This window comes from Streptomyces curacoi, assembly GCF_001513975.1.
Classification (GTDB): domain Bacteria; phylum Actinomycetota; class Actinomycetes; order Streptomycetales; family Streptomycetaceae; genus Streptomyces; species Streptomyces curacoi.
In genome coordinates this window covers 26,926-52,045 of the sequence record NZ_KQ947985.1, presented here as the reverse complement: position 1 = coordinate 52,045, position 25,120 = coordinate 26,926, and the positions used below count along the sequence as shown (strand labels likewise).

Sequence of the window (25,120 nt, the reverse complement as noted above, 5' to 3'; positions counted from 1 at the left end):
AGAGGTCCTTCGGTCGGTGGATCAAGCGATGAGGAGGCATGCGTCCCAGGCGGACCGGTGTGGTGCGGCGGTGCTGGGCGCGAGGAGGGCCAGGGCTATGCCGGCGGCGCCGTCGAGTAGGCCGGGGCCGCCTTCCTCGTCCTGGATGAGCGCCGTGGCCATGAGTTCGGGGTCGGTGCCCGGTGGGATGACCGCAGCCAGGAGGGTCGGGATCGCGGCGCGGAGTTTCCCAGCGGTCGAGGGGTGGGCGTCGTCGGCCGTGCGTGCGGCAGCGTGGGCGAGGCCGGAGAAGCCGTGGCAGAGGCCGTTGTCCGTCGTGGCCTTCAGCTGCTCGGGATCAGTGAGGGCGGCCACGAGCGCGTTCTCCGCGGCGATCTGGCGGCTCGCATCGCCGAGGGCCAGCGCGGCAAGTTGCTGGGCGCGGGCGAGGCCGGCGGTGCCGTAGCACCAGGAGGGCCGCCTGGGGGCTGACGAGCCGGGACGCCCGCTGCGCAGCTCCCCCTGAGTGACCCAGTACGGCCAGACCGGTCCGCCGCTGGTCTTCTCCTTCCAGCGGTCCAGCCAGGCCAGGATGGTGCGCAGTGCTGCATGGTGCCCATCGGTGACGGAGCGGTTCCGAGCGGCGAGGGCCAGGAGTGCAAGCACGCCGCCGATGCCGTGGGCCATACCGGTGTTGGCGTGACCGCCGGGGAATCGGTCGTCCGGGCTGCCTGAGGGCCCGGTCTCCGCCCACCAGCCCGGCAGGCTCTCGCCGTGGTGGGTGATCGGTTCGGTGAGGCGCACGCAGTAGTCGAGAACGGCGCGCATCGTGGAGCTGCCGGGGTTTCGGCGCAGTAGGTAGGCGCCGTATCCGATGAGGCCCCGGATGGCGTCGAACTCGGCGAGCTGCGGCAGGCGTCCGGCGTCGATGCGGCGGTGTGCGGCATCGAGACGGCGTCCGACGTCGACTGCGATCTGGGCGTCCATCGCGTCGAGGGCGCGTTGGTAGGAGCCGGGAAGGTGGTCGGCCGCACAGGTCAGGGCGTGGGCGAAGGCGGGTACTCCGTAGAAGGGGTGACTGGCTGGGCCGCTGGTGAGCGGCTGCCGGGAGGCGGCGGCGAGCCAGTCGTGGGCGCGGTGCCACGGGCCGAGGCCGTTCGCGGCCAGCTCGATGTGCAGGAGCGCGATGCCGGGCGGGCCGTAGGCAAGGTGCTGCCGGTCCGAGGACAGCGCCCTGGAGCCGCGGGGCACGGTGTCGGGGTCGGCGAGCTGGGCGGCGATGGCGTCGACCAGGCCGAGCGCGGGGTGGGTGGTCACGAGGCCCTCCCACGGGTGCGGGCCGTCCAGGCCAGGGCGGCGGCGCGCGCCAGGTAGAGGCACACCTCTTCCTCCGGGAAGTTCACGGCGACGTGGCGCACGAAGTGAACGTGCAGCAGGGAGGTCAGGACGTCGTCGACGGCGATGCCCTGGGTGTCCGGGCCGGGCAGGTGCGGCCGGTACGCGGCGAGCGCCGCATCTCGGTCTGCCCATCCCGACACAATGGCGTCCCCGCCCGGGACCTGGCGCAGCGCCGCCCAGTCGTCGCTCGGGTCGGCGAGTCGTACGGCGTCGGTGAACTGCGGGCGCGGAACGGGAGCGGGGGCTGTCGGCGGGATGTGGTCAATCAGCCACCGCATCCCGGCTGCGGTGCTGCCGAGGAACGCGGAGGCGATGGCGACGGTGTGGGCCACCACCAGCGTGCGCAGTCCGGGGCGCTGTGGCTGCGCAAGCTGGACCAGGATGGCGCGCGAGTCCGCCCGGAACACCTCCTCAGCCGCCTCCCATGCGGTGCCGGAGCCCCAGCGGCCCATCTCGCGGTAGGAGGTGGGATAGCGCAGGTCGGCCAGCAGGCCGATGCTTCGTAGCTCGTCGGCCCAAGCGCTCACGGTTCGGGCCGTGTCGGCGAAGGCTTCCGGGTCGGGGAGGGCGATGCGTACGCGGAGGTGTTGGTCCGGGTCTCGGAAGCGGATGAACCACCACGGCGGGTTACCGAGTTGTTCGAGGAGGCCGGGCAAGTGCTGTGAGAGCAAGACGTCTTGGCGGCGAGGGGCGCCGTACAGGGCGGCAAGAACAACCGAGGAAGCGGCAGGCGTCTGCATCTGAGCCGCAGACAGGGCACGGGCGCGGCTGGGGGCGGGCAGTGGCGGCCATGCCGACGGCCTGGTCGCTTTGAGGGGCACCACGACCTCGTGGGCTCGCCCGCCGCACCAGCCATACGCCTCCGGTTCCGGGGCCTCGACGAGTACGGCCAGGCGCCTATGGTCGAGGTGTCTGCGCAGGAGCGCACGGTGGCCGGCCTCGTCGAGGTCGAGGAAGAGGCGCCGGTCGTCCTCGACGAGATGGACGCGGCGCGGCAGCCTCCGCCGGGCACGCCAGTCGCTGAGCGCGGCGTCCCACTCGGCCCGAGGGCGGGCATGGCCGGGCAGTTCGGACACTTCCAGCCGCCAGCGCGCTGGGGCCAGCACGGTCCGGCCGTACCGCAGACGTGGAAGGAACGGCATCGCCGCTGCGGCGCCCCAGTCGAAGACGGTGACCTGCGCGCACTGGGCGCGGGACAGTTCAGTGAGGAACCGCACCAGCGGCGGGGTGTGGGTGCGCAGGTTCAGCGCGTGCACCCCGACGGCCTCAACACGGTGGCCCCGCTCGGGGACGGCGAGGTACATGCGGCGGCCATCACACCCTACGGCCAAGTCCTCCGGGGTGAGGACGGTGTCCTGCGGGGCGCGGTGCTCCTGAAGGCTGATCACGGTGGGTAGAACCTGTGGGGAGCGGGTGACGTGGGCGCTCTCGGGGAGCAGGGGCGGGAAAGAGAGCTGCGCGGGCACGGTGTTGCCGTCTGCGGCCGGGAGGCCGGCAAGCTCTGCGACCAGGGCCTCCCGGTCGGCGGGGGCCAGCACGCTGAGGAATCGGCCTGTGGAGACGCCGACACCACGGGAGACGCTCACGACCTCCAGCCGGAACCGCCCGCGCTGCAACTCCTCCAGGCTGGCCGCGTGCACCCTTACCCCGATCTCCAAGTGCGGCGGCAGCCGAGGCTCGTCGGGACCCGCATCCAGGGCCTCGATCTGTTCGTCCGTGAGGATCACTTCGTCACGGCCGTCGAGCGCGGCGGCCTGAGCCAGCCGTACGAGGGCGTCATCCCGAGCAGAGACGCGGGGCCTGCGTGCGCTGGCCGAAGCGCCTGGGTAGCCGTCGGGATAGCCGGTGCCGCTGTCCGCCACGGCCTCCACGAGCGGCACCATCGTGCCGATGCCGTACCGCTCGTAGAACCGCTGGTGATACGCGTTCCACGCGGCGGTCCCGTACGGGCGGATACTCAAGTGGGTCAGGATGAGAGCGGAGCGCTCGATCTCTCGGGCGACCGCTTCCGGTAGAACGATCTGGGCGTCCAGGCGGAGGTCGAGCGCGACGGGGTGGCGACGCAGACCAGGGACGAGGTCTCGCATCCGCGCCGCGACGCTGTCCCGGCCTCCGTGCGTGGCACACTCCTCCAGGCCCGCCCGGACCGCGCGTAGCTCGCGCACCGTCTCCGCCACCGGGGCAAGGGTTCCAGCGTCGATCGCGTCGAGTTGGCCGAGCAGATACCCAAGGGCGTCGGTCTCAGTGCTCGGAGCGTGCAGGCCCGTGATCAGCACCCGCCGCCGGATCAACTCTGCCAGCAGTTGACGCGCCTTCTCGGGACCGGCCTCGGGGAACTCCGCCTGGAGCTTGTCCACGAGGGTGCCGAACCGGATCGGCAGTCGGGTCGCAGCGAGGACGGCGTGCACCGGTCCGGTCAGGGCCAGGGACGCCTCGACCGGGCGAGTCCGGTCGTCCTGGACGTCGGGCTGGAACGGCACGATGAGCCGGTCTCCCCGGTATGTCACGGTGTTGTTGATGACGACGGGCAGCCGTTCGAGGAGGTCCGGGCACGACTCCAACCGTGCGACCAGGGCCGCCAGCCACTCTGCTCCCGCGCGGCCGACGGCCACGTGCTCCTCGCCCCAGTCGGCCCGCGCCTGCGGGCCGAACTCCGCGGTGGCCACGCCGGCGAACAGGCCGAAGGGTGTCGCCCGGTGCTGGGTCCGCAGCAGGTAGCGGGCCACGGACAGCACCGCGCGCCGCACATCCCGGAGGGCGGGGTACTCGGCCGTGCACAGGGCTCCTACCTGCGTGGCCAGGACCGGGCTGGAGTGCTGGAGTGCCTCGGCGACGTCCGTGTCAGCCCAGACCGCGCGTAGCCACGCCACATGGGCAGACGAACCACTGGGTGAGCGGTCATCGAGGTCAGGACATGGAGGAAACGGCAGCGAGGGCCGGGCCACGGCGCGCACGAGAGCAGTGGAACCGGTGCGGAACGCTGCGGGCGGAGCAACCACCAAGTACCTCCGTAGGTGAGGGGGCGGGCGGCTGGTGCCGCCGCGCGGAGACGCGGCGGCACCAGACCGGGGTGATCTGGGGTCCGGGTCAGGCGACGTTGGTGGTGCAGGCGCCGCAGGTGGACCCGCAGTTGTCGTCGGTCAGGTTGACCAGGCCCGCCGGGTCGGCGATCTCGACGAGGGAGACGTCCAGGTCGAAGCCGTCTGATGCCCCCCGGATCTGGGGGCGTACTTCGGTGCGGCTGGGAACTACGGTGCTGCGCGTCATGCTGCAACTCCTCGCAATCGTTGTGGTGTTACTGGGCTGGAGCGCCCACCAGGTGCCGTCACGGGAGCGTTGCCAGACGGCTGCTCCCCGGACGGCTCCTGGCCGCCCGGCGGGAGGCAACGTGCCCCGCGTAGGAAGTCCTCGCGGGCTGCCTGCCTCACGCCGGGAAGTCGTGTGCCGGGAGTCTGATCAAGCGGATGCCGGTCGCCGCTCCATGAAGTAGGCGAGTGCCTGGGCCTTGAGACGATCGAGGCACGGCTCGCATGTGGTAGAAGGGGGCGTGCTGCCCGTCCCACTGCACCGGGCCGAGCCAGATCACCAGGACTCCAGTACGCCCACAGCCGAGCCAGCAATCACCGGTGATCCGCGGCCACTCCATGGAAGGACGTCCCCTTTCTCAGCCGGTCGGGATGGTCGATCTGGTGGCCTGGCAGTCAGGAGCACAGGCCCAGAGCTGGAACGGCAGGCCCCGGTGGCGTATCTCGCCCAGCCGTCGACCGCTCGCTCCCAGCGGCCGGGCACAGAGGGCGCAGTCCATGGCCATCTGCTGGCGGGGCCGGAGTCGGGCGAGGTCCGGAAGGGGCGAGGGTGCCGTGGCGGGGATGCTCACTCGCCGCCCCCGGTGCGGAGTTCCGCCCAGACCTCTTTGCCCCAAGGGCGTCTGCCTGAGCCGTGCAGGTCGTAGCCCCAGCGGTCGGCGACAGCATCGACGAGGAGCAGCCCGCGGCCCGATTCGTCGTCGTCAGCCGCCTGGCTGAGTATGGGAAGACGCGATGGTTCCCGGTCCACGACCCCGACACGCAGTCGAGTCGCGCTCGGCCGCCCAACCGTGAGGCGGATCTCGGGACACGGAGTGTGCCTGGAGGCGTTCGCGATGAGCTCGGTGATGATCAGCGCGGCACGGTCGGCGAGGCCGTCGAGGTGCCACACGCCGAGGACGTCCCGGACGAGTTCGCGGCCGAGCTCGGCCGTGGACGGCTTGCACGGGAAGGTCTGGCTGTACGTGGGGTGGCCGACGGAGAGGGCCTCAACTGGTGTTTTCAGACTCGTCATTGGGGTGGAGCCTTCGTGTCGTCTCGGCGCCCGGCCCACCCCCGCGGGGGAACCTCAGGGGCGGGCCGGGCCGTCAACAGCCGCCCGCACGGTGGGGCGCGGCGGGCGACCAGCACCCAGACAACTCCCTTTCGCAGCAGGTTGGTTAGGACGTTCAGGCACTCAGCCGACGGACCCACCTAGGACGTTTTGACCTCCCCTTTACCTGGCGAGTGGGGATCGCGCGGACTACCGTGCCCGCATGGACACCACCCGCAACACCGTTCTTGAGGCGTGGATGACCGAGCACGGCTACAGCTCCAACAGCCTCGCCGAGGCCGTGAACAGGGCCATTGAACGGTTGACCGGGCGCCTTGGAGGACTCGACGGCTCATCGGTCCGGGCATGGAAAGCGGGCCGGGTCACGTGGCCAAAGTCGGCCGCCCGCAAGGCACTTGAGGACGTCACCGGACTACCCGCCATCGCCTTAGGGTTCGTGCCACGGAGCCGGCCTTCGTCCACCCCGGCCCCACCGCAGCAGGAGGACCCCGACATGAAGCGCCGCACCCTCGTCGGCAGCATCGCGGCGGCTGCCGCAGCAGCAGCCGCACCCGGCACCGCATCGCCGCGCCGTATCGGCATGAGCGACGTCAACCGCCTCAACAAGCGCTTCGCCGAGATCATCGCCAGCGACCACCGCCATGGCGGACAACTCGGCATCGAACAGCGGGCCGCCGCCCTCGCCGACGAGGCGCTCAACCTCCAGAACGCAGGCAGCGCCACCCAGCGCGTACGCAGCAACCTCTACGCCTCAGCAGCCGCTTTCCGCTCCTCCGCGATGTGGGCCGCCATCGACGGCCGGCGCTACGACGTCGCCAAGGCGCACATGCGCGAGGCCCAGGCCCTCGCCGAGATGTCCGGCGACCAGGCGATCAAGTTCCGCATCTGGAGTCACGCCGGCACCATGTACCGCCACATGGGCCGACCCGCCGACGCGTTCGCCGCCAACGACGTCGCCCGCAACCTGCACCTCACCCGCCGCGACCCCCTGTTCGCCTCCCTCGGCCTGGCCCGCCAGGCGGCCATCCACGGCACGGCACAGGACCGCACCGGCACCCGCCGCGCGTTCGAGCAGGCGCAGGACGCCATGCTGCGCGCCGACCCCGCCGACTACCGGCCGGTGTGGATGCTCGCCTTCTACGACCAGGCCGAACTGGACTCCCTGGCCCTCTCCGCACACTTGGCGCTCGGCGACTACTCGACCGCCGAGTACCACGCCCACCGCTGCCTGTCCGCCCTCCGACCCCACATGATCCGGTCCCGCGCCATCACCACCACCCGGCTCGCCCACGCCCAGCTCGCCCAGGGCGCCCCCGACGCTGCTACGGCCACCGCGATGAAAGTCCCCGCCGAAGCCGCCACCCAGCACGCCCGGGTCACGCGCATGCTGCAGGAGTTCGGGGCCGCACTGCGCGCCACCGCGCCTGGCAGCTCCACCGTGCAGACCTGGACCGAGCACACCGCCGCCTGGAGGATGGCCGCATGACCACGGCGCCCTCCATCGAACTGCGCACCTTCACCACCCTCGACACAGCCCGCGGTGACCTCCTCGACGTGTACGCAGACGTGCGCGCCCCGCTCCTCCACCTGCCGAACTACGCCGTCACCGCGTTCGGCGAACGCCTGGACCGACACAGCACCGAGCCGGGGTTCACAGCCGTCCTCGCGTACGCGGACGGGCACCCGGTCGGTTACGCCTACGGCAACACCATCGAACACGGCGACCGCTACTGGCAGCGCACCACCCCGACGCCGGCCGAGAAGTACACCGAGCGCCCTGCCGTGGCCCTCAAGGAGATCGGCGTCCGGCCGACCTGGCGGAAGACCGGCACCGCCCGCCGTATCCACGACGCCCTCCTCGCCACCCGCGACGAGCCGTACGTCACGCTCATGGTCAACCCGGCCGCCGGCGACGGAAAGGTTCACGCGCTCTACAAGTCGTGGGGGTACGAGGACATCGGGCAGAGCCAACCGTCACCGGCTTCGCCAGTCCTCACGGTGATGATCCGCATCATTCGCTGATCCCGACGTCTCTCCATTCGTTACAGAGCCGATCGCAGTAGATCTTGACCGTCAGTTTGGGATCGCTACTCGCTCCGCGGGTCCTGGTCTGCTGATCTGCGGGACAATGAACTAGGTCTGCTAGTAGCGCGCATTGCGTGCCCGATCCGTCCGGAGCGAGTCATTTCTGTTCGCGAATCACGAGCCGGGGATGATTTCCACCTGCTATGGGCAGCCCGGCGTGCATTGCAACTCCTGATGCCCCACACCGACCTGAGGATTCTGCGGTTGGAGGGGCTATCACCAGCTGACGCAGCCGAAGAAGATGATCGCTACTTGGGCTGCGACCTGAGTGAATACTACGGCGGAGACACCTTCGCGACAGCGAATCGTCTGGTTTTGACTCAGCTGAAATACAGCGTCAAGCACTCAGGTCGAGCCTGGACGGCGGCCAGACTGTGCCAGGCCAAGACCCCTGGCGGTGCACCTCCGCTTCGCCGCTTGGCAGACATGTTCAGCGGGCTAGCAGAAGACTGGGATGCGTCGACCGTAGTAAGCAAGATCAATGTCGCACTGGTGAGTAACCAGCCAGCCGACGTCGACCTCCTCAATGCGCTGAAATCGGCCCAGGCAGCACTGGCGGACCGACCGCTGGGTGCGCACGCGGGACGCGCCTTTGCTTCACTGGCCAAGCCTCACCAGCAGATCTTGACCAAGTTGCGTTCGGCGTCCGGGCTGAAGAGTGGTCGGTTTACTGATTTTGTTCGGGTATTGGACCTTTCTGGCTGTGGCGCTGACAGCCGGGCACTGCAGACGCTGACACTCCACCAGGAGGCATCCTCCTTCCTCGTCGGCTCGTCCCGTCCTGGAGTCATCGGGCTGATAGAACTCATGCGCCAGCAGATGCTCCCAGAAACAGCGGGTGACCCTGGGCTGAGTCGCGCTGACATCATCGTCGCTTTGGGTGCAAGCGGGGAACGATCGCTATTTCCCTATCCCACACTTGTGGCGAAGCCTAAGAAGCTTGTACCAACGGCCCAGCCGCAGAGTCTGGCCGCAGCTGTAACGGGTGCAACGGCCGGAAAGCTCCTGGCGCACGGTGGGCCGGGTGTCGGCAAGACAACCGTTCTGACTGCGTTGGAAGCCGAACTGCCACCAGGATCGATCCTCGTTGCGTACGACTGCTACGGCGACGGCCAGTACCTCAATCCGGCCAACGATCGGCACAGCGAACGGGCCGTTGTCCAGATCGCAAACGACGTCGCGGTTCGAGGCGGCGCTCTGCCCTTGGTGGTGCCCGATGGGCCAGTCGTCCACAGTGAGCTTTGGCGAGGACTTGAGAGAACGCTCACCGTGGTGGCAGACGCACTGCCAGAGTCCGCCCTCCTCGTTGTCGCAGTCGATGCTGCCGATAACGCCGTTTTCGCGGCGCACCGTAGTGGAGCTGAACCGTTCGTGCGTGGGCTGTGGCACATGCAACTGCCGCCTAACGTGCGAGTGCTGATGACTGCACGCAGCGCTCGTCGCTCGGACGTCCTGGCTGGAGCCGAAGAGACAGGTATCACTGAGACAGCACTTGGCGCATTTGATGCCTCGGCCAGCGCGGCGATGTTGCGTTCGATGTATCCGAACGCAACGGATAACCAATGCGCGGCCTTCCATGCCGCCAGCAACGGAGTGGCGCGCGTCCAGACATACGCACTGGGCGCTGGGGAGCAGCGGTCACAAGGCACGAGTGAAACCCCAGCCATGCTGGATATCGAGGACGTACTCGTACGCGCGGAAGCCGGCCTGGCAGCCATCTTCGACGAGGTCCTAGATAGCGCCTTCTCCACCGTCCATGACCGCGACGTGCGGCAGCAGCACATGGGCGTCCTTGCTGCCATGGCCCGCCCTGCGCGGCCCTCGACACTCGCCCGGGTACTGAAGACCAACGAAGGCCGCGTGCGGCAGCTGTGCGACGACTTGTTTCCGGCGCTGCGAATCTCCGACGGCGCCGTCGGTTTCGCCGACGAGGACTTTGAGAATCATTTGCGTCAAAAGTTGTCAGTGTCCGATGTACGCCAGGCCCACGATCTCTTTGCTGAGGACTTCCTTCACCACCGCCATGTCGACGAGGAAGCAGCACGACTGGTTGGTGAGCATCTTTTTAACTCCGGCCGCCACGAAGAACTGCTCGCCATAGCACTTGATGAAGGCGCGCCAGCGGCGATCGCAGACGGCATAGCACGAGCCCAAGCTCAACGGACCCGGCTCACGCTGGCACTGCGCGCGGTCATGGAGCGCAATGACAACAACGCATCCGGAGATGCGGTCCGACTCCTGCTGGCTGCAGGGGACGCAGCCCGCACCGATTCCAGCCTCGTTGACACGGTCCGTCAGCGGCCGGAACTCGCATTGCTACATGCAGATGCGAGCACAGTCGCCGAGATCTTGTTGCGAGAAGAATCGGGCACTTGGCGAGGCCGCGCTCACTTCCGGGCCGCAGCCATGCTTGCATGGCTGAACGGACGTACGGCAGAGGCGGTCGAGCAACTCGACCTTGCCTACGCGTGGCTGCGGGCCTGGTCGCGGCAGGACGCGGGCTGGGAACTGAGCGCAGAGGACATCGCCTACGGCGTACATGCGGCATACGTGCTGCGTGGCCTAAATCGCGCCCATCGCCTGGCGGCCGGCTGGAATCCGCCCCAATTCGTTGACAAGGTAACGTGGCACGTGGCCCAACATGCACCTGCGCATGTGCCCGTCAAGCAGGCAATTCGGGACCTGAATCAGGTACGAGCCAGTGCATGGACCCAGGCCCAGTTCGCAGTCGCCTACGCACGGGCCGGGGAAAGTCTGCCCGGCAGGTGGGTACTGCAGGTTGCGACCCGGCTAGACCGGTTGCCTCTGCGCCCGGTGAGCCATCCAGCCGAGTGGGGTATGCCGTTCTGTGAGATCGCGCTGGCGCATGGTGCCGCCAAATCCAAGGTGAGACGTCTACTCCGGCGCTTTGCGCCGCCAGTACCGTCTCACCTCAATAGTTACACCGGCAGCAGCGAGATGCTTAGTCCGTTGAAGGCGGCATGCCTGGAAGCCGCCATCCGCGGCTCCAAAATCACAGCTGAGAAGCTGCTCCCAGACAATTTGCGGCCACCGACCGATAATGACCGAAGTTATGACAAGAATGAGTCCACACGTCGGCTTTTCTTGCAGATTGCTAATGACTTGCTGCCTGTAGTAACTACACAGGCCGAATGTGTGAAAGTTGCCGCCGATCGTAAATCCCGCGCTGACGATGTCGAGCTGGCAACTGCAGAGGTCGTACAGGTCGTGCGTAGTCGGGTGGAGGCCCAGGGATCAGAGCATAGATTCGACCGGCCTGGTAATCGCCAACGCGTCTGGTTCATGGCTGCGGTCGAGGCATTGGTATCAGCTGCACGGGCCATGGCCGCGTTCACCAGCATAGAGGCAAATGCCATGCAGATGCAGATCGAAAATCTGTTGGCAGACGTAGGGAAGAGCATCGGACAGCAGTTGGCCGACGGGTCGGCATACGCGTGGGTGCAAATGAGCCGTATCCTCCTTGAAAATGGGGTCGCCCGAGAAGTTGCTCTTCAGCTACTTCAGCGGGTGGGAGACGTCATGGGTGCAGCGACGGTCCCGGCAACAGAACGGCGGGACGTACTCCTGGACGCAGCGGCGGCAGCGCAACACGCTGACACGGCTCTGGCCGCGGACCTGTTCGCTGCCGCAGTAGATGCCGCCAGCGGCGTGGACGTGGATGTCGCCCTGAGGCTACGGGCTCTGCTCACGATTGCCGACCGGATCCCCGATCGGCCAACAGACCCCACAACAGGCGGAGACCGTGCACACATCGCCCGTCGGCTCGCCCACGCAGTTGAAGACGCCACCCCCTTTGTGCCGGACCCTCGGGAACAAGTGCCATACCGGCTCGCTCTCAGCGTGGCGAGCCGACTCCACGGGCCGTCTGGTCTAGCTCTCGCCTGCCGGTGGGAGGACGACGGACACGTGGGCCTATCTGAAGGCATTGGCACGGTCATTCCTCTCCTCGCCGAGACAGGAACAGTCGGCGGCTTTGAGGCGTTCTGGATGCTGCGGCTGCTCAGTCAGCACTCCGATGTGGTAACCCCTGCGGTCACTGTTCTCAGATGCCTCCTCAACCAGGGACCGGCGGGTCGTAGCCAGGCCGTCACGTGCCTCGGAACGCTCGCCGACTGGGTCGTTCGCGATCTACCGCCTCACCAACAAGGTGACGCTTCCCGTAATCTCAATACTGCCATTCAAGAAATGGGACTGGGTCAGATTCAGGCCGCGCAGCGACTGCAATCCCGTGCACAGGAACTTTCCGCCCTAAGCGCAAATAAGCCAGCCATCCGCTCCTCACGGGACTGGGGAGGATCCGGTGAAGAGCAAGCAGTGGACATTGCTGGCCTAGTCAGTGCGGCGAGTTTCATCCGAGCCGATCAGGATCTCCCCGTACTTGTCGCTCATTATGCCTCTGATGAACGCGTAGTCACCTACCTGACGACTGCGGCTCATCGCGCCGGCCCGTCGGGACGTACTACGGCGCTGGAGGAGCTCCTAAAACTCGCCGATCGTGGGGTGCGGGGCGCCCGCGCACCCCAGGTAGCGCGCGTAGTGAGCGGGCTATGCTACGAATGGCGTGCGAGCGCAAGCGTGCGTGACTGGGCTAGCCAGCATCTGCCGATGTGGGTATCGCGACATCTACTCGACCTATTCACCACCGGACTAGATCGGCATGGCAACTACGGCCTATTGCTAAAATTGCCAAGTAATGAACCGGGATGGTCAAATTGGCTCCTTCCGTCAGCATCTGCTCACCTCGATGAGTTGACTGCCAACCAGCTTTACACGTTGGCAGCATCACTGGCAGAAACACTGCCGGCCACGTCCACACTTTCACAAATCATCGAATGGGCTTTGGACTCTCGTCCGTCTCTACCCAACTCTGCACCTATCACACGGATTCCCGCTGCTTCGGCGATTAGTAATTCCGCAGCTGACATCAAGGCCGCCCGAGAGACCTTGCCTGAACCACCAGAGGACTCGAGCACACTCTTTGCAGCGGTATTGTGGGCCCTGCTCGGCCATCCCGACCGGCGCGTGCGATGGCGAGCTGCACACACGGCACGAATTATCCTGACTCGAAGCAGCGACGGCAGCTCTGTGGCTGACGCGCTCTGGCGCTGCGTAACGGAATTCTCCACCGGTGGTAGTTTCCGTTCCGCCACGCTTGAATTCTTTCCGCTATCAGCTCAACAGTGGCTGCTCATCGTCTTCGCGCGGGTAGCCAGTGAAGCCCCACTGGTCCTAGTGCCGCTGGCCACTGAACTAGCCGCAATGGCAGTAGACCGAAGTCAGCCCCATGCAGCTATTCGCGAGTTGGCACGCCAAGCGGCGCTCGACGTGGCCGCAGCTCATCCTGAGGCATTGCCTGCGCACGTTGTCAGCGACCTCGCGTTCGCGAATCGGCCTCGATTGTGCAGCACCTCACGCGACGTACGGAACGTTGGATCGCGTTATGGCGACTACGACACGCGCTTCCACTTCGACTCTATGGACGTCGTACCGTACTGGTACTCCCCTCTGGCAGAGGCATTCGACGGAGTGTTTCTCGCCGACGTCATGCAGAGTGCAGACAAGTGGATCAGCGAGCGGTGGGGCCGGAGCTCCGAGGAAACACGGCAGGACCCCAGGGCGGCCCAACACGAGCGGTCGTGGGCGCTGATCAGTGCTGACCATGGTTCCTTGCCGATTGTGGAAACGCTCCAGAAGTACCTGGAGTACCACGCACTCCACATGGTGGCTGGCGAACTTATCGACGGGGAAAACCCCGTGCTCAGACACTGGCGTGACGACGACGAGTGGACGGGCTGGCTGACCGGTCATCTTCCCCACTCATCAACCCACTGGCTGGCCGATATCCGCGAACCGGTTCCGGCTCGCTCGCTCACCCTCGGTATGTGGGATCGGCTCCAGCTAGACGACGCCATTACCTCAGTGCAAACGACGACGTCTCAGGATGCTTCCACGTCTGCTGTTGATCCGGATTCAGCAGTTCGGAGGGGATTCGACGGAGCCGCTGTAGCGCGACAGGCATGCCGCGAACTGGACATGCTCGATGACGATCCCGAAATGATCGTAGTGTCCGCATCCATCACCACCTATTCTGACCGCCATTCGTGTACGGCCTGGTTGACCAGCGCTCTAGTAACCCCAGAAGCCAGTGCCGCCCTACTCGCTGCTCTGGCAAGCAGCACACGTCCGCAGGGCCTGCCTGGGGCTGGCGAGGGGCCGCCATGGGGAGACGAAATAGATGAACCCAAGCTGCAACTGCTCGGCTGGATCGTTTATCGCGAGTCAGACGACGGCGGCCTAGACCGCGACGACCCGCTGACGGGTGGAATCACTACCGCTCAACGCTCACTTTTCACGGACTTTTTCGCTTGGGCTCATCTGTCTGCTAACGCGGCAGGCACTCAATTCATCGACCCGAAAGGAAAGATCGCCGCCCACATGACGTGCTGGGGAGACGAGAACAAACGCGGTCAGCGCAACACATACGACGACTATTCAGGCTCCTACCTCTCGGTACGTCGCGACGTCTTGATGGCATATCTCAAGGAACGCTGCCTCAGCCTCGCCTTGGCAGCAGACGCCCATGTGTATCTCATGAACCGCAGCCAGCAGGAGGCGAAAGATGAACACCGGCGAGCCCGTTACACCGTCCTCCACGAGGACGGACGGCGAGTCAGCGTCGAGGTTGACCAGACCATCTGAGCCGTACCACCCAGGTGACAAGGCTGAGGCAGGAACCTCAACCGCATCCGCTGGCCCACCGGCGACCAACAAAGCCGGAAAAGAGCCACAGAACGGCATGGACGAAAGACACACCAACAGTGCCGAGGACACTCAGCGCCAGGCAGCAGAGCATCTTCTCGGAGCTGACACATTCGCCTTGGGTCTGCGCATCACAACTGAGCTCGGCGGAGACGACTCCACGCTGCTGTCGAGGTGGATGGCTCTGCGCATTGCGCAACTCATGCGCGATGTGGAGGAAGCCGATGACGCCTCCGTGCGGGAAGAAGCCGCGCGTAACTGCGAAGATCTGGTCCTGCGAGTTTGGGAAGCACGATCGAATTGGCCCCAGGGCTGGCCTCCCGAATCTGCCAGGCAAGTCGTTAGCGGCTTGGAGGAAACAAGCCCATGGCGAAGGGCACGTATGCCGGAGCAGGACGATGACGTCTCGTGGTGGACGGTACTGCCGGCGGCACTCGACTTGTTGTCGGAAGAGCAAGAGCTTTGGCGACTGACGGCCCTCGCTGACGTCGACCCAAGCGACATCCGCGCGTGGCTTGAGCAGCGAGGAGCAACTCTGGGGGAGGAGGAAAGGCAGCAACTTGAGTCCATCGCTGATGCGGCGGAGCATGCGGAGGAACGACTGGACGAGCGACTGACTGACAGGTCGGCGTCCCTACAACTCGCACAAGGACGTCAGCAAAGGGAACAGGGCACAAGCCTGACGGCACCAGAGCGAGCCGAATCAGCACTGCGGCAAATCAGGAAGCTCTCACGAGCGCGGCTGAAGCTCGCAGAACGCGTGGTGGCCCGTGCCAAAACTAGTTCGTAAGTCGGCGCGAGGGCTGCCGCCCACGCATCACCTCCAGCGGCTGTCCTGGCGAGGTGTAACGCGTGAGCGATGCGTGAGCGGACGGTGCGGCACAACCGGCCACGCGGCGGATCGGCACTTACGGCGCACATGCTCTGACCAGGTGGTTCTGGACGCCGAACCAGCGTCCGGAACCACCCAGCAAGCTTTGGCCAGGACTTTTAATCCATTGGTTGTGGGTTCGAGTCCCACAGGGCCTACCGGTGGTAGGCGGGGGATATGCCCTCTGACCTGCTACGCAGCGTCCGGGTCGGCTTCGGTCGGCTCGGGCGCTGACTCGTTTCCGGGCCCTTGTGCGCCGGCGTCATGGCGAGGGTCGACGGCTACGGAGGGCGAAACCGGCGTGGGGCGAGGGGTGTTGTGCCGGCCGGTCCACTGGGGGCCGGGGCGTTGACTCCCGCCTTACCCAGGGGTGCGAGCCTTTTGAGCGTTGCTGTTCGAAGGGTGCCGTCCGGCCCCCCTGGTGCTGGAGGAGAGAAAGTCCGCTGTCCGCCACCGTCGTCTCCGGGATCGTCTCCGCTGCCCTGCTGCTGGGTGTGCTCGCCTTCGCCGTCGTACGCCCCCGGGGCTGGCCGGAGGCTGCGGCCGCCGTTCCGGCTGCCGGGCTGGCCGTGGCCGTCGGCGCGGTGTCGCCGCAGGACGCCTGGGAGCAGACACGGAGCCTGCTGCCGGTGGTCGTCTTCCTCGCGCTCATCCTGGTGCTGGCGCGGCTGTGCGCGGACGAGGGGCTGTTCGAGGCGGCCGGGGCGGCCGTGGCCCGCTGGTGCGGCGGCAGTCCGCCGCGGCTGCTGGCCGGGGTGTTCGCCGTGGCCTCCGCGATCACGGCTGTCCTCAGCCTCGACGCGACGGTCGTGCTGCTCACCCCGGTCGTCTTCGTCACCGCCGCCCGAGCCGGTGCCCGGCCGCGTCCCCACGTGTACGCCACCGCCCACCTGGCGAACTCCGCCTCCCTGCTGCTGCCGGTGTCGAATCTGACCAACCTGCTGGCGCTCAGCGCCAGCGGCCTGACCTTCACCCGGTTCGCCGCGTTGATGGCGCTGCCCTGGCTGGCCGCGGTCGCCGTCGAGTACCTGGTCTTCCGGTGGTACTTCCGCGCCGACCTCGCCGTCCCCGTCGCGCCGGACAGCCAGGAGAAGGGCCGGGGCTTCCCGGTGTTCACGCTCGTCGTGCTGGCGCTGACGCTGGGCGGGTTCGCCGTGACCTCCTTCGCCGGGCTCGAACCGGCGTGGGCGGCGCTCGGCGGGGTGCTCGTGCTCGGCGGGCGGGCGCTCAGGCGGCGCCGGACCGGCGTACGCGAACTGGCCAGTGCCGCCGCCCCTTTGTTCTGCCTGTTCGTGCTGGCGTTGGGCATCGTGGTGCAGGCGGTCGTCAACAACGGCCTGGAAGCCGGGCTCGGCCGTCTGCTGCCGGACGGCACCTCGCTGCCGGCGCTCCTGGCGGTGGCCGGTGTGGCCGCCCTGCTCGCCAATCTGATCAACAACCTGCCCGCGGTCCTGGCTCTGCTCCCGCTGACCGCGCCCGGCGGCCCCGGCCCGGTTCTCGCGGTGCTGATCGGCGTGAACCTCGGCCCCAACCTCGCCTATGTCGGCTCGCTGGCCACCCTGCTGTGGCGGCGCATCCTGCACGCCCACGACACCCGCGCCGACCTCGGCCACTTCACCCGGCTCGGCCTGGTGACCGTACCGGCCACACTGCTTGCTTCCACCGTGGCGCTGTGGGGGATGCTGCACACCATCGGCACCTGAGCCCGTCCCGTCCGCAGCGCCGGAGCCGCCCATGAGCGTCATCGTCTGGATCACCGAGGGCACCTGGCCCGCCTGCGTGGACGCCGCCCGCAGCCGCACGGCACCGGACGCGGAGACCGTGCTGCTCTACGTCCACGACGACACCGTCGCCGCGACCGCGCACGGCGCCTTCGCCGGCCTCCTCGGCCGCGGCCACCCCCGGGGGCACGGCCCGGCCGACGGCTGGGGGAGCGACCCCGGCACCCGGGTCGAGCAGCTGGCCGCCGCCTCCGCCCGGCAGTTGCTGCGGGCCGCCGCCGACCGCCTGGGACGTCCCTGCGCCCGCGTGGAGCGCGCCGGGCGCGTCGAGCGCGAGGTCGTCGCCGCGGTCCGGGCCGCGGACCTGCTGATCTGCGCCCGCGACGGAGACCCCACCCGCCTCGGCCCGCACAGCCTCGGCCACGCCGCCCGCTTCGTCGTCGACCACGCACCCTGCCCCGTCCTCCTGGTCTGGCCCGGCGAGGCCCCGCACACACAGCCGCACACACCTCCGCCCCCGGGCCCGCCGTCCGCACCTCCGCCCGCGTCCCCGCCGTCCGCACCTCCGCCCGCGTCCCCGCCGCCCGCACCCTCGTCCCCGCCCCCCCGGCCCCGGCCACCGCCCCTGACGCAGCCCCGCCGGGCAAGCGCTCCGGACGATGTCGGCCGTGGCGGCGGCTACCTGGCCGTCGACTTGCGCTTGGGGCCCTTCTTCTTGGCCGGTTGCGTGGGCGTGGTCGCAAACTCCGGCGAGGTCGCAGACTCCGTGGGCGTCGCGGACGGCGTGGCGCTGGTCGGGCGGGCCGTCGGAGTGGGGCTGGTCCGATGAGCGGGCGGTGGTGCGGTGGTGGGCGAGGTGGTGGGCGCGCCGGTCTGCCGCGGGCTTGAGGGCTCGCCGGGGGTGGTCGTCGGCGTGGTGGGCGTGGTCGTCGGTGCGGTGGGCGTGGGGGAGGGGCCCGCACCCCCCGGCTGGCCGTCCGCTTGGCTGCCCAGGGTGGTGCCGAGCAGAACGGAGGAGCCGAAGAGGACGGCGCCGGCGGTGCCGAGGAGCAGCGTGGTGCGCCGTCGGGCGTGCTGCCGTGCCCGCGGGGGCGATGACAGCGTGGCCGCGGCGGCGTGCTGCGCCATGTGCGGCCCGGACGTGGGGGCGTGCTGGTCGGTGTGCCAGGCGGTGAACCAGTCGGCGACGCGTTCGGCGGTGGGCCGGTGGCCGGGCTCCTTGGCCAGCAGGCGCAGCAGATAGTCCTCGAAACTGCCGGGCAGGCCGGGCCGCAGCTCGCCCGGCCGGGTGGGGAGGGCATCGACGTGCTGGTGCACGACGGCGGCGGCGGTGTCCGCGAGGAAGGGCGGCCGGCCGGTGAGCAGCTCGTACAGCACGCAGCCCAGGGAGTACACGTCGGACGCGGGGCCGGCCGGGCGTCCCAGGGCACGCTCCGGAGCGAGGTAGGAGCTGGTGCCCAGGATCTGCCCGGTCATGGTCAGCGGTGCCGAAGTCTCGTGGACGATCCGCGCGATTCCGAAGTCCGAGATCTTCGCCATGCCGTCGGTGGACAGCAGCAGGTTGCTGGGCTTGATGTCCCGGTGGATGACGCCCTGCTGGTGCGCGGTGGACAGACCCGTCGCGATCTGCGCCGCGATACGGGCGACCTGCTCAGGGGGCAGCACACCGTGCACCGCGAGCTGTCCGGCCAGGCTGCCGCCGTCGACGAACTCCATCGCCAGGAAGAGCCTGCCCTCGTGGGCTCCGGCGTCGTACAGGGCCACCACATGGGGATGGTTCAGCCGGGCGGCGATCTCCGCCTCGCGGCGGAAACGCCGGGTCGCCGTCTCGTCCGCCTCTGCGAGGAGCAGCTTGACGGCCACGATGCGGCCCAGCAACTCGTCCCGGGCGCGCCACACCTCGCCCATTGCACCCCGGCCGAGGGGCTGCTCCAGCCAGTACCGCTCCGCTACCAGCACCACGTACCACGTCCCCGTACCCGCCTGTTGTCGTCGCCGTACCCGTCGGTGCGGGGAGCGCCCCACAGGGCACGCGGCGACCCGTACCACCTTTCAGCGCACTCGGAGCGCACGACGTCACAGCACCCTCGGGCGGGCGGGGGCCTGCCCCCCGACAGCTGCCTGCTGGTGGTGTGCCTCGGCCGACGGGCGCCCGGGCCGGTCCGGCGTTCCTCGAATTCCGCAGGATTGCCGACCGAATCCCAGGACCCCTCGAAATGCGGTTTCAAATCCGCCGCCGAATCATCGTGGATTCTTCACAGAATCGACGTGGGGTGGATCGACTCGGAGCCGCCACTCAGAGCCGCCGAATCCACGTTGCTATACCGTGCCCGACCAGCAGATAAATCACCGCGGGCAGGCCGTAGTTGAGCAGAACGCGAAGGCCCTCCGTGTCCATCGTGAAGATGTCCTGCGACCACCACGCCAGCCAGTCGGCGACGTCTTTCACAAACTCGACGAACACGTTCGCCTGGTTGGCTTCGAGCAGGTAGAGCAGGACCCACAGGCCCAGGAACACGGCGGCGATGTCGCCGAGGGTGTGGGCTGTCAGGGCTGCTCGCCGTGCGGCCGAGCCGTCCCTGGGGCTTCTGTACGGCTGGCTCTGGCCCTGGTGGTTGTGGTCGTACTGCTGATTGTCGTAACGGGGTTCGGTGTTACTCACGGGGTTCCCAATCTGACTGACGTGTGCACCGCCTCGACGGCACGGAAGAGCGACGTGCGGGCACTCGCGCGCCCTTGCCAAAAACTGCGCCGCACTCCGGAGGAGCGTTACACGTCACCGCGATTCATCCCGGTACGGGAGGTCGTGAGAATTCGGCGGCGGTGCTGCGGAAGTTGTTCGGGGTATTCGCCGGGAAGTAATGGGCCAAGAGTGTGTGACGGCCGGAACTGGGAGGCCGGGGAGGTGGATTGGCCCGGTGGGGGCGGCCGGGGGGCGACCACCGTGAGCGGGGTCGGTCGGTCACCGGCCCGGTCCCCGGCCCGGTCACCTCGCCTCACCTCACCTCACCTCACCTCACAGGAATGTCACAGACTGGCCCGGTACATCCCCGGTGGCGTATGGCGAGTTCCCGCCAGTCGGCGATCTCGCGTCCGTGAAGTATCAACAGAAATCGGTCCGTTGAGGAAAGCTAGGCGATCATCTGGGATCACATTCCGGACCGCGGCGGTCGAAGATGCTCGATACGGCCGCCGGTGCCTACGTTCCTTCAGGACCAGGGATCACCATGCCCACCACCCCCCACCCGGCCCCGATACCGGGCGCGACACGCGTCGCCCGTATCGCCGTGGCCGCCGGCCTCGTCGCCGCGCTCTCCGCGGCCGGGCCCATACCCCTCGCCCTCGCCGCGGACGGCTCCACCGCCACCGCGGCCGACCCCGGCGTCAAGTCCGCGCACGACAAGCTCGGTTCGGACGACGCCGACCTCCTCGCGGAGGCCAAGGCACAGCGCGACAAGACCGTCACGATGATGATCGCCACGGCCCCCGGGCAGACCGAGAAGGTCGCCGAGGAGCTGGACGCGATCAAGGGCGGCTCCGTGGGCCGTACCTACGACAAGCTCGGCTACGTACGGGCCACCGTGCCGACCGGCAAGGCGGACTCGGCCATCGCCGCCGCCGCGAAGCTCTCCTCCGTGCAGGCCATCGACCTGCGCAACGAGATACCCCTGGAGGAGCCGAGCCTCGACAGCGGCAGCAAGACCAGCGCCTCCGCGGCCACTTACCCCGGCCCGGACGAGAACACCCCCGCGAAGAACCCGTACAACCCGTCCTTCGAGACGGGCGCCGTCGACTTCGTGAAGAAGAACCCCAAGGCCGACGGCCGCGGCGTGACCATCGGTGTCCTCGACACCGGCGTCGACCTCGCGAGCCCGTCGTTGCAGAAGACGACGACCGGTGAGCGCAAGATCGTCGACTGGGTGACCGCCACGGACCCGATCGTCGACGGCGACGGCACCTGGCGGCCGATGACCACCTCCGTCTCCGGGTCGTCCTTCACCTACGGCGGCAAGAGCTGGAAGGCCCCCGAGGGCTCGTACCGGATCAGCACCTTCCGCGAGGCCGTCACCAACCAGGGCAAGGTCACGGACGGCGACGCCGACGGTGACGTCAACCGCGACGGCGACACCACCGACGACTGGGGCGTCCTCTACGACCCCACCGCCGGCACGGTCACCGTCGACGTCGACGACAACGGCGACTTCACCGACGACACCCCGATGAAGCCGTACAAGGACGGCCACCAGGTCGGCCACTTCGGCACCGACGACCCGGCCACGGACATCCCCGAGAGCCAGGACTTCGTCGTGGAGATCCGCAAGGACGTCCCGATGGACCCGCTGGGCGGCGACTGGGCCGGCAAGAAGGCCGACTTCGTCAACATCGGCCTCACCGCCGGCTCGCACGGCACCCACGTGGCCGGCATCACCGCCGCGCACGGCATGCTCGGCAGCAAGCACATGAACGGCGCCGCCCCCGGCGCGACGATCGTGTCGTCCCGGGCCTGCGTCTTCGGCCCCGGCTGCTCCAGCGTCGCGATGACCGAGGGCATGATCGACCTCGTCGTCAACCGCGGCGTCGACGTCGTCAACATGTCCATCGGCGGCCTGCCGCCGCTGAACGACGGCAACAACGCCCGCGCCGAGCTGTACACCCGCCTGATCGACACCTACGGCGTGCAGCTCGTGATCTCCGGCGGCAACTCCGGCCCCGGCGCCAACACCATCGGCGACCCCGGCCTCGCCGACAAGGTCATCTCGGTCGGCGCGGGCGTCTCCAAGGAGACCTTCGCCGCCAACTACGGCACCGGCGTGAAGAACAGGTACCAGCTGTTCAACTTCTCCTCGCGCGGCCCCCGTGAGGACGGCGGCTTCACCCCGACCGTCGTCGCCCCCGGCTCCGCGGTCAGCCCGATCCCGGCCTGGATGCCCGGCGCGCCCATCGCCGAGGCGGGCTGGAAGCTGCCGGCCGGCTACGCCATGTACAACGGCACGTCGATGGCGTCCCCGCAGACGGCGGGCGCGAGCGCGCTGCTGCTGAGCGCCGCCGAGCAGCAGGGCGTCAAGCTGACGCCGGAGAAGCTGCGCACCGCCCTCACCTCGACCGCCAAGCACATCAAGGGGCTTCAGGCGTACGAGGAGGGTGCCGGCCTCATCGACATCGTCGACGCCTGGAAGGCGATCAAGGCAGGCGCCACCGCCCACGACTACGCCGTCAAGGCCCCGGTCGACACCGCGCTCGACCAGGCGCTGAAGACGCCGGGCTTCGGCACCGGCGTCTACGACCGCGAGGGCGGCCTGAAGGCCGGGCAGAAGAAGACGTACGACGTCACCATCACCCGTACGTCCGGCCCCGCCGGCTCGCTCCCGCACACCCTGCGCCTGGTGAACAACAAGGCCCGCACCTTCTCGATCGCCGGCCCGAGGGTCGTCGACCTGCCGCTGAACAAGGCGGTGACCGTCAAGGTGCAGGCCGCGCCCAAGCGCGCGGGCATCAAGAGCGCGATCCTGGTCGCCGACGACCCGCGGACCGTGGGCGTCGACAAGCAGATCCTCAACACCGTCGTGGTCTCCACGCCGGTGCAGCACACCTTCACCGCCTCGGGCTCGGTGCAGCGCAACAACTTCAGGTCCTACTTCGTGACCGTCCCCGAGGGCGCGAAGTCGCTCCAGGTCACGCTGGGCGGGCTGAAGGAGGGCAGCCGGACGCTGTTCAGCGCGATCAGCCCGTACGGCACCCAGGTCGCCGACGACGACCCGAACACCACGGACATCGCCCGGTACGAGGACCCACTGCCCGGCGTCTGGGAGATCGAGGTCGACTCGCGCCGTACGTCGGCCCTGCTGGACAACCCGTACAAGCTGAACGCCACCGTGTACGGCGCGTCCTTCGACCCCGAGTCCGTGACCGTGCCGGAGGCCAAGGTCGGCACCCCGGTCGCCGCCTCCTGGACGGTGACCAACAAGCTGGAGGCCGTCGGGGGCAGCCTCAAGGGCGGCGCGCTCGGCTCGTCCAGGACCGCGCGGCCGACCATCGCCGACGGTGCGACGCAGACCAGCACGATCGAGGTGCCCGAGGGCACCACGTCGCTGGACGTGGCCATCGGCAAGGTCTCCGACCTGGGCTCCGACCTCGACCTGAGCGTGTACGACGCCAAGGGCGACCTGGTCGGCCAGTCCGCGGACGGCGACTCCGAGGAGTCCGTCTCCATCGCCGACCCGGCCGCCGGTACGTACACCGTCGAGGTGGTTGGCTTCGAGGTGCCGTCCGGCTCGACCGCGTTCGACTACCGGGACGCGTTCTTCTCGTCCTCGCTCGGCTCGGTCACGGTCGACGGCTCGGCGCCGGTGAAGCTCGGCACGGGCGACTCGGCGAAGGTGTCGGCGAACGTCACCGTCGCGCGGGCGGTGCCCGAGGGCCGGCAGCTCTTCGGCGAGGTACGGCTGGTGAACACGCGCGGCACGACCGCGGGTGTGGGCGGGGTGACGATCCAGAAGGTCACGCCGTAGTCGCCGTACGGCTGCTGTAGCCGTCTCGCGCGAGTGATCGCACGAGTGAGGGGCGGGTGTCCGATGCCGGACACCCGCCCCTTCCCGTTGCCGTACGGTCAGCCGACGCCGAGTTCCGCGAGGTCGCCCAGGGGCAGCGTGTGCTGGGTCTGCAGGACCTTGGCGCGCAGATAGCGGACGTTGTCCGGGGTGGCGAAGACGCCGGTGGGGACGCGGTCACGGACCTCGATGCCGAGGGCGCGCAACTGGCCCGCCTTGTCCGGGTTGTTGGAGAGCAGGTCCACCTCGCCGACGCCGAGGGCGGTGAGCATCTGGGCGGCCGCCGTGTAGTCGCGGGCGTCCTCCGGGAGGCCGAGGGCGGCGTTCGCGGCGTAGGTGTCCAGGCCCTGGTCCTGGAGGGCGTACGCGTCGAGCTTGTTGTAGAGGCCGATGCCCCGGCCCTCCTGGCGGAGGTACAGCAGTACGCCGCCGCGCTCGGCGATGCGCTCGACGGCCTCGCGCAGCTGGGGGCCGCAGTCGCAGCGGGCCGAGCCGAAGACGTCGCCGGTCAGGCACTCGGAGTGCAGCCGGACCAGTGGGGTGGTGCCGGGGGCCGGGTCGCCGAGGACGGCGGCCACGTGCTCCCGGCCGTCCGCCAGGCCGTGGAAGGTGACGAGTTCGGCGTCGGCGCGGTAGCCGTCGTGGAAGCGCAGCGGGACCCGGACACGGGCGCGCTGGGTGGCGGCGGCGGTGAAGTCGGGCATGCGGGTTCTCCGGGTTCCGTACGTGGCCATCTGCTTCAGATTTGAAGCAGTTCCTCGGTTCAGGACCCTACCCCATGCTTTAAATTTGAAGCAACAAGTTTGTCGCGCAGGTCACGAGCAGGACTTGGGGGAGCGCCGCCGCCAGGGCACGTCCTCCGGCGTGGCGTGCGCGCTGTCCCCCTGGAACCCCTCGCCGACCGCCGTGAAGATCTCCTCCAGCTGCCCGACCTGCTCCGGGGTCAGCCGGTCGAAGAGCAGCGCCCGTACGGTCTCCACATGACCCGGTGCCGCGCGCTCCAGGACCCGCATCCCCTCGTCGGTGAGGGTCGCGATGCTGCCCCGCTTGTCCCAGCGGCAGTCCTCGCGCCGCACCAGACCGTCCTTCTCCAGCCGCGTCACGGCGTACGTCAGCCGGCTGCGGGTGATCTTCAGCCGCTCCGCGAGGTCGGTCATGCGCAACCGGCGCTCCGGGGCCTCGGAGAGGGAGGCCAGGATGGAGTAATACAGGTGGGGCATGCCGGCTTCCTGCTGGAGCTGCCGGTCCAGTGCGTCCTCCACGAGGGCGACGGAGGCGATGTAGGCGCGCCAGGCGCGCTGCTCCTCCGGAGTGAGCCAGCGAGTCGTCATGCGACCAGTGTAGGTTTGTTTCAAAGTTGAACCAAGACCGAGATTGCC

14 protein-coding genes and 1 pseudogene are annotated in these 25,120 nt (G+C 68.4%); 7 read left to right on the top strand and 8 right to left on the bottom strand.

Annotated elements, in window-relative coordinates; translation table 11 throughout:
- Positions 1-21: 21 nt before the first annotated feature.
- The 4 genes from AQI70_RS05660 to AQI70_RS05645 form a co-directional block, all read right to left on the bottom strand.
- Positions 22-1,296: a lanthionine synthetase C family protein gene (locus AQI70_RS05660; RefSeq protein WP_062146436.1), complete on the bottom strand. Its 1,275-nt coding sequence runs from the start codon at positions 1,294-1,296 to the stop codon at positions 22-24.
- A complete protein-coding gene (locus AQI70_RS05655; RefSeq protein WP_062145165.1) occupies positions 1,293-4,247 on the bottom strand; it encodes a lantibiotic dehydratase in 2,955 nt (984 codons plus the stop codon). Before AQI70_RS05655 ends, AQI70_RS05660 begins: the two co-directional genes overlap by 4 nt.
- A gap of 217 nt (positions 4,248-4,464) precedes the next feature.
- Entirely contained in the window at positions 4,465-4,644 is a 180-nt protein-coding gene (locus AQI70_RS05650; protein ID WP_062145163.1) for an FxLD family lanthipeptide, read from the bottom strand.
- A gap of 606 nt (positions 4,645-5,250) precedes the next feature.
- Positions 5,251-5,697 carry an ATP-binding protein gene (locus AQI70_RS05645; protein ID WP_062145161.1) on the bottom strand — a complete coding sequence of 149 codons (447 nt, stop codon included), beginning with the start codon at positions 5,695-5,697 and terminating at the stop codon, positions 5,251-5,253.
- Positions 5,698-5,938: 241 nt separating this feature from the next.
- Here AQI70_RS05645 and AQI70_RS05640 point away from each other — a divergent pair, with 241 nt between their 5' ends.
- The 6 genes and pseudogenes from AQI70_RS05640 to AQI70_RS40880 all read left to right on the top strand — a co-directional run.
- Complete coding sequence (locus AQI70_RS05640; RefSeq protein WP_079051164.1) at positions 5,939-7,222, top strand: NsdA family TPR-like regulatory protein; 1,284 nt, start codon at positions 5,939-5,941, stop codon at positions 7,220-7,222.
- A complete protein-coding gene (locus tag AQI70_RS05635) occupies positions 7,219-7,758 on the top strand; it encodes a GNAT family N-acetyltransferase (protein WP_208607299.1) in 540 nt (179 codons plus the stop codon). The genes AQI70_RS05640 and AQI70_RS05635 overlap by 4 nt, the downstream gene beginning before the upstream one ends.
- Before the next feature lie 237 nt (positions 7,759-7,995).
- Positions 7,996-14,541: a hypothetical protein gene (locus tag AQI70_RS38975; protein ID WP_159042616.1), complete on the top strand. Its 6,546-nt coding sequence runs from the start codon at positions 7,996-7,998 to the stop codon at positions 14,539-14,541.
- Positions 14,542-14,638: 97 nt separating this feature from the next.
- The gene (locus AQI70_RS38970; RefSeq protein ID WP_159042615.1) at positions 14,639-15,391 is read left to right on the top strand and encodes a hypothetical protein; all 753 of its coding nucleotides are present in this window, start codon (positions 14,639-14,641) and stop codon (positions 15,389-15,391) included.
- Between the two features lie 569 nt (positions 15,392-15,960).
- Entirely contained in the window at positions 15,961-17,175 is a 1,215-nt protein-coding gene (locus tag AQI70_RS05620; protein WP_425264609.1) for an SLC13 family permease, read from the top strand.
- 31 nt (positions 17,176-17,206) lie between these two features.
- Positions 17,207-17,653: pseudogene (locus AQI70_RS40880) on the top strand (universal stress protein); the annotation flags it as partial.
- 218 nt (positions 17,654-17,871) lie between these two features.
- On the opposite strand, the gene AQI70_RS05615 reads toward AQI70_RS40880, so the two are convergent.
- Both AQI70_RS05615 and AQI70_RS05610 read right to left on the bottom strand, forming a co-directional pair.
- On the bottom strand, positions 17,872-19,155 hold the full coding sequence (locus AQI70_RS05615; RefSeq protein ID WP_341845939.1) for a serine/threonine-protein kinase: 1,284 nt from the start codon (positions 19,153-19,155) through the stop codon (positions 17,872-17,874).
- Between the two features lie 334 nt (positions 19,156-19,489).
- Complete coding sequence (locus AQI70_RS05610) at positions 19,490-19,855, bottom strand: hypothetical protein (protein WP_062145153.1); 366 nt, start codon at positions 19,853-19,855, stop codon at positions 19,490-19,492.
- Between the two features lie 565 nt (positions 19,856-20,420).
- On the opposite strand from AQI70_RS05610, the gene AQI70_RS05605 reads away from it, so the two are divergent.
- The gene (locus AQI70_RS05605; protein ID WP_062145151.1) at positions 20,421-23,702 is read left to right on the top strand and encodes a S8 family serine peptidase; all 3,282 of its coding nucleotides are present in this window, start codon (positions 20,421-20,423) and stop codon (positions 23,700-23,702) included.
- Positions 23,703-23,800: 98 nt separating this feature from the next.
- Here AQI70_RS05605 and AQI70_RS05600 read toward each other — a convergent pair whose 3' ends face one another.
- Both AQI70_RS05600 and AQI70_RS05595 read right to left on the bottom strand, forming a co-directional pair.
- Positions 23,801-24,445, bottom strand: a complete 645-nt coding sequence (locus AQI70_RS05600) for a GTP cyclohydrolase II (protein WP_062145149.1) — start codon at positions 24,443-24,445, stop codon at positions 23,801-23,803.
- 111 nt (positions 24,446-24,556) lie between these two features.
- Positions 24,557-25,072 carry a MarR family winged helix-turn-helix transcriptional regulator gene (locus AQI70_RS05595; RefSeq protein WP_062145147.1) on the bottom strand — a complete coding sequence of 172 codons (516 nt, stop codon included), beginning with the start codon at positions 25,070-25,072 and terminating at the stop codon, positions 24,557-24,559.
- Between the last annotated feature and the right edge of the window lie 48 nt (positions 25,073-25,120).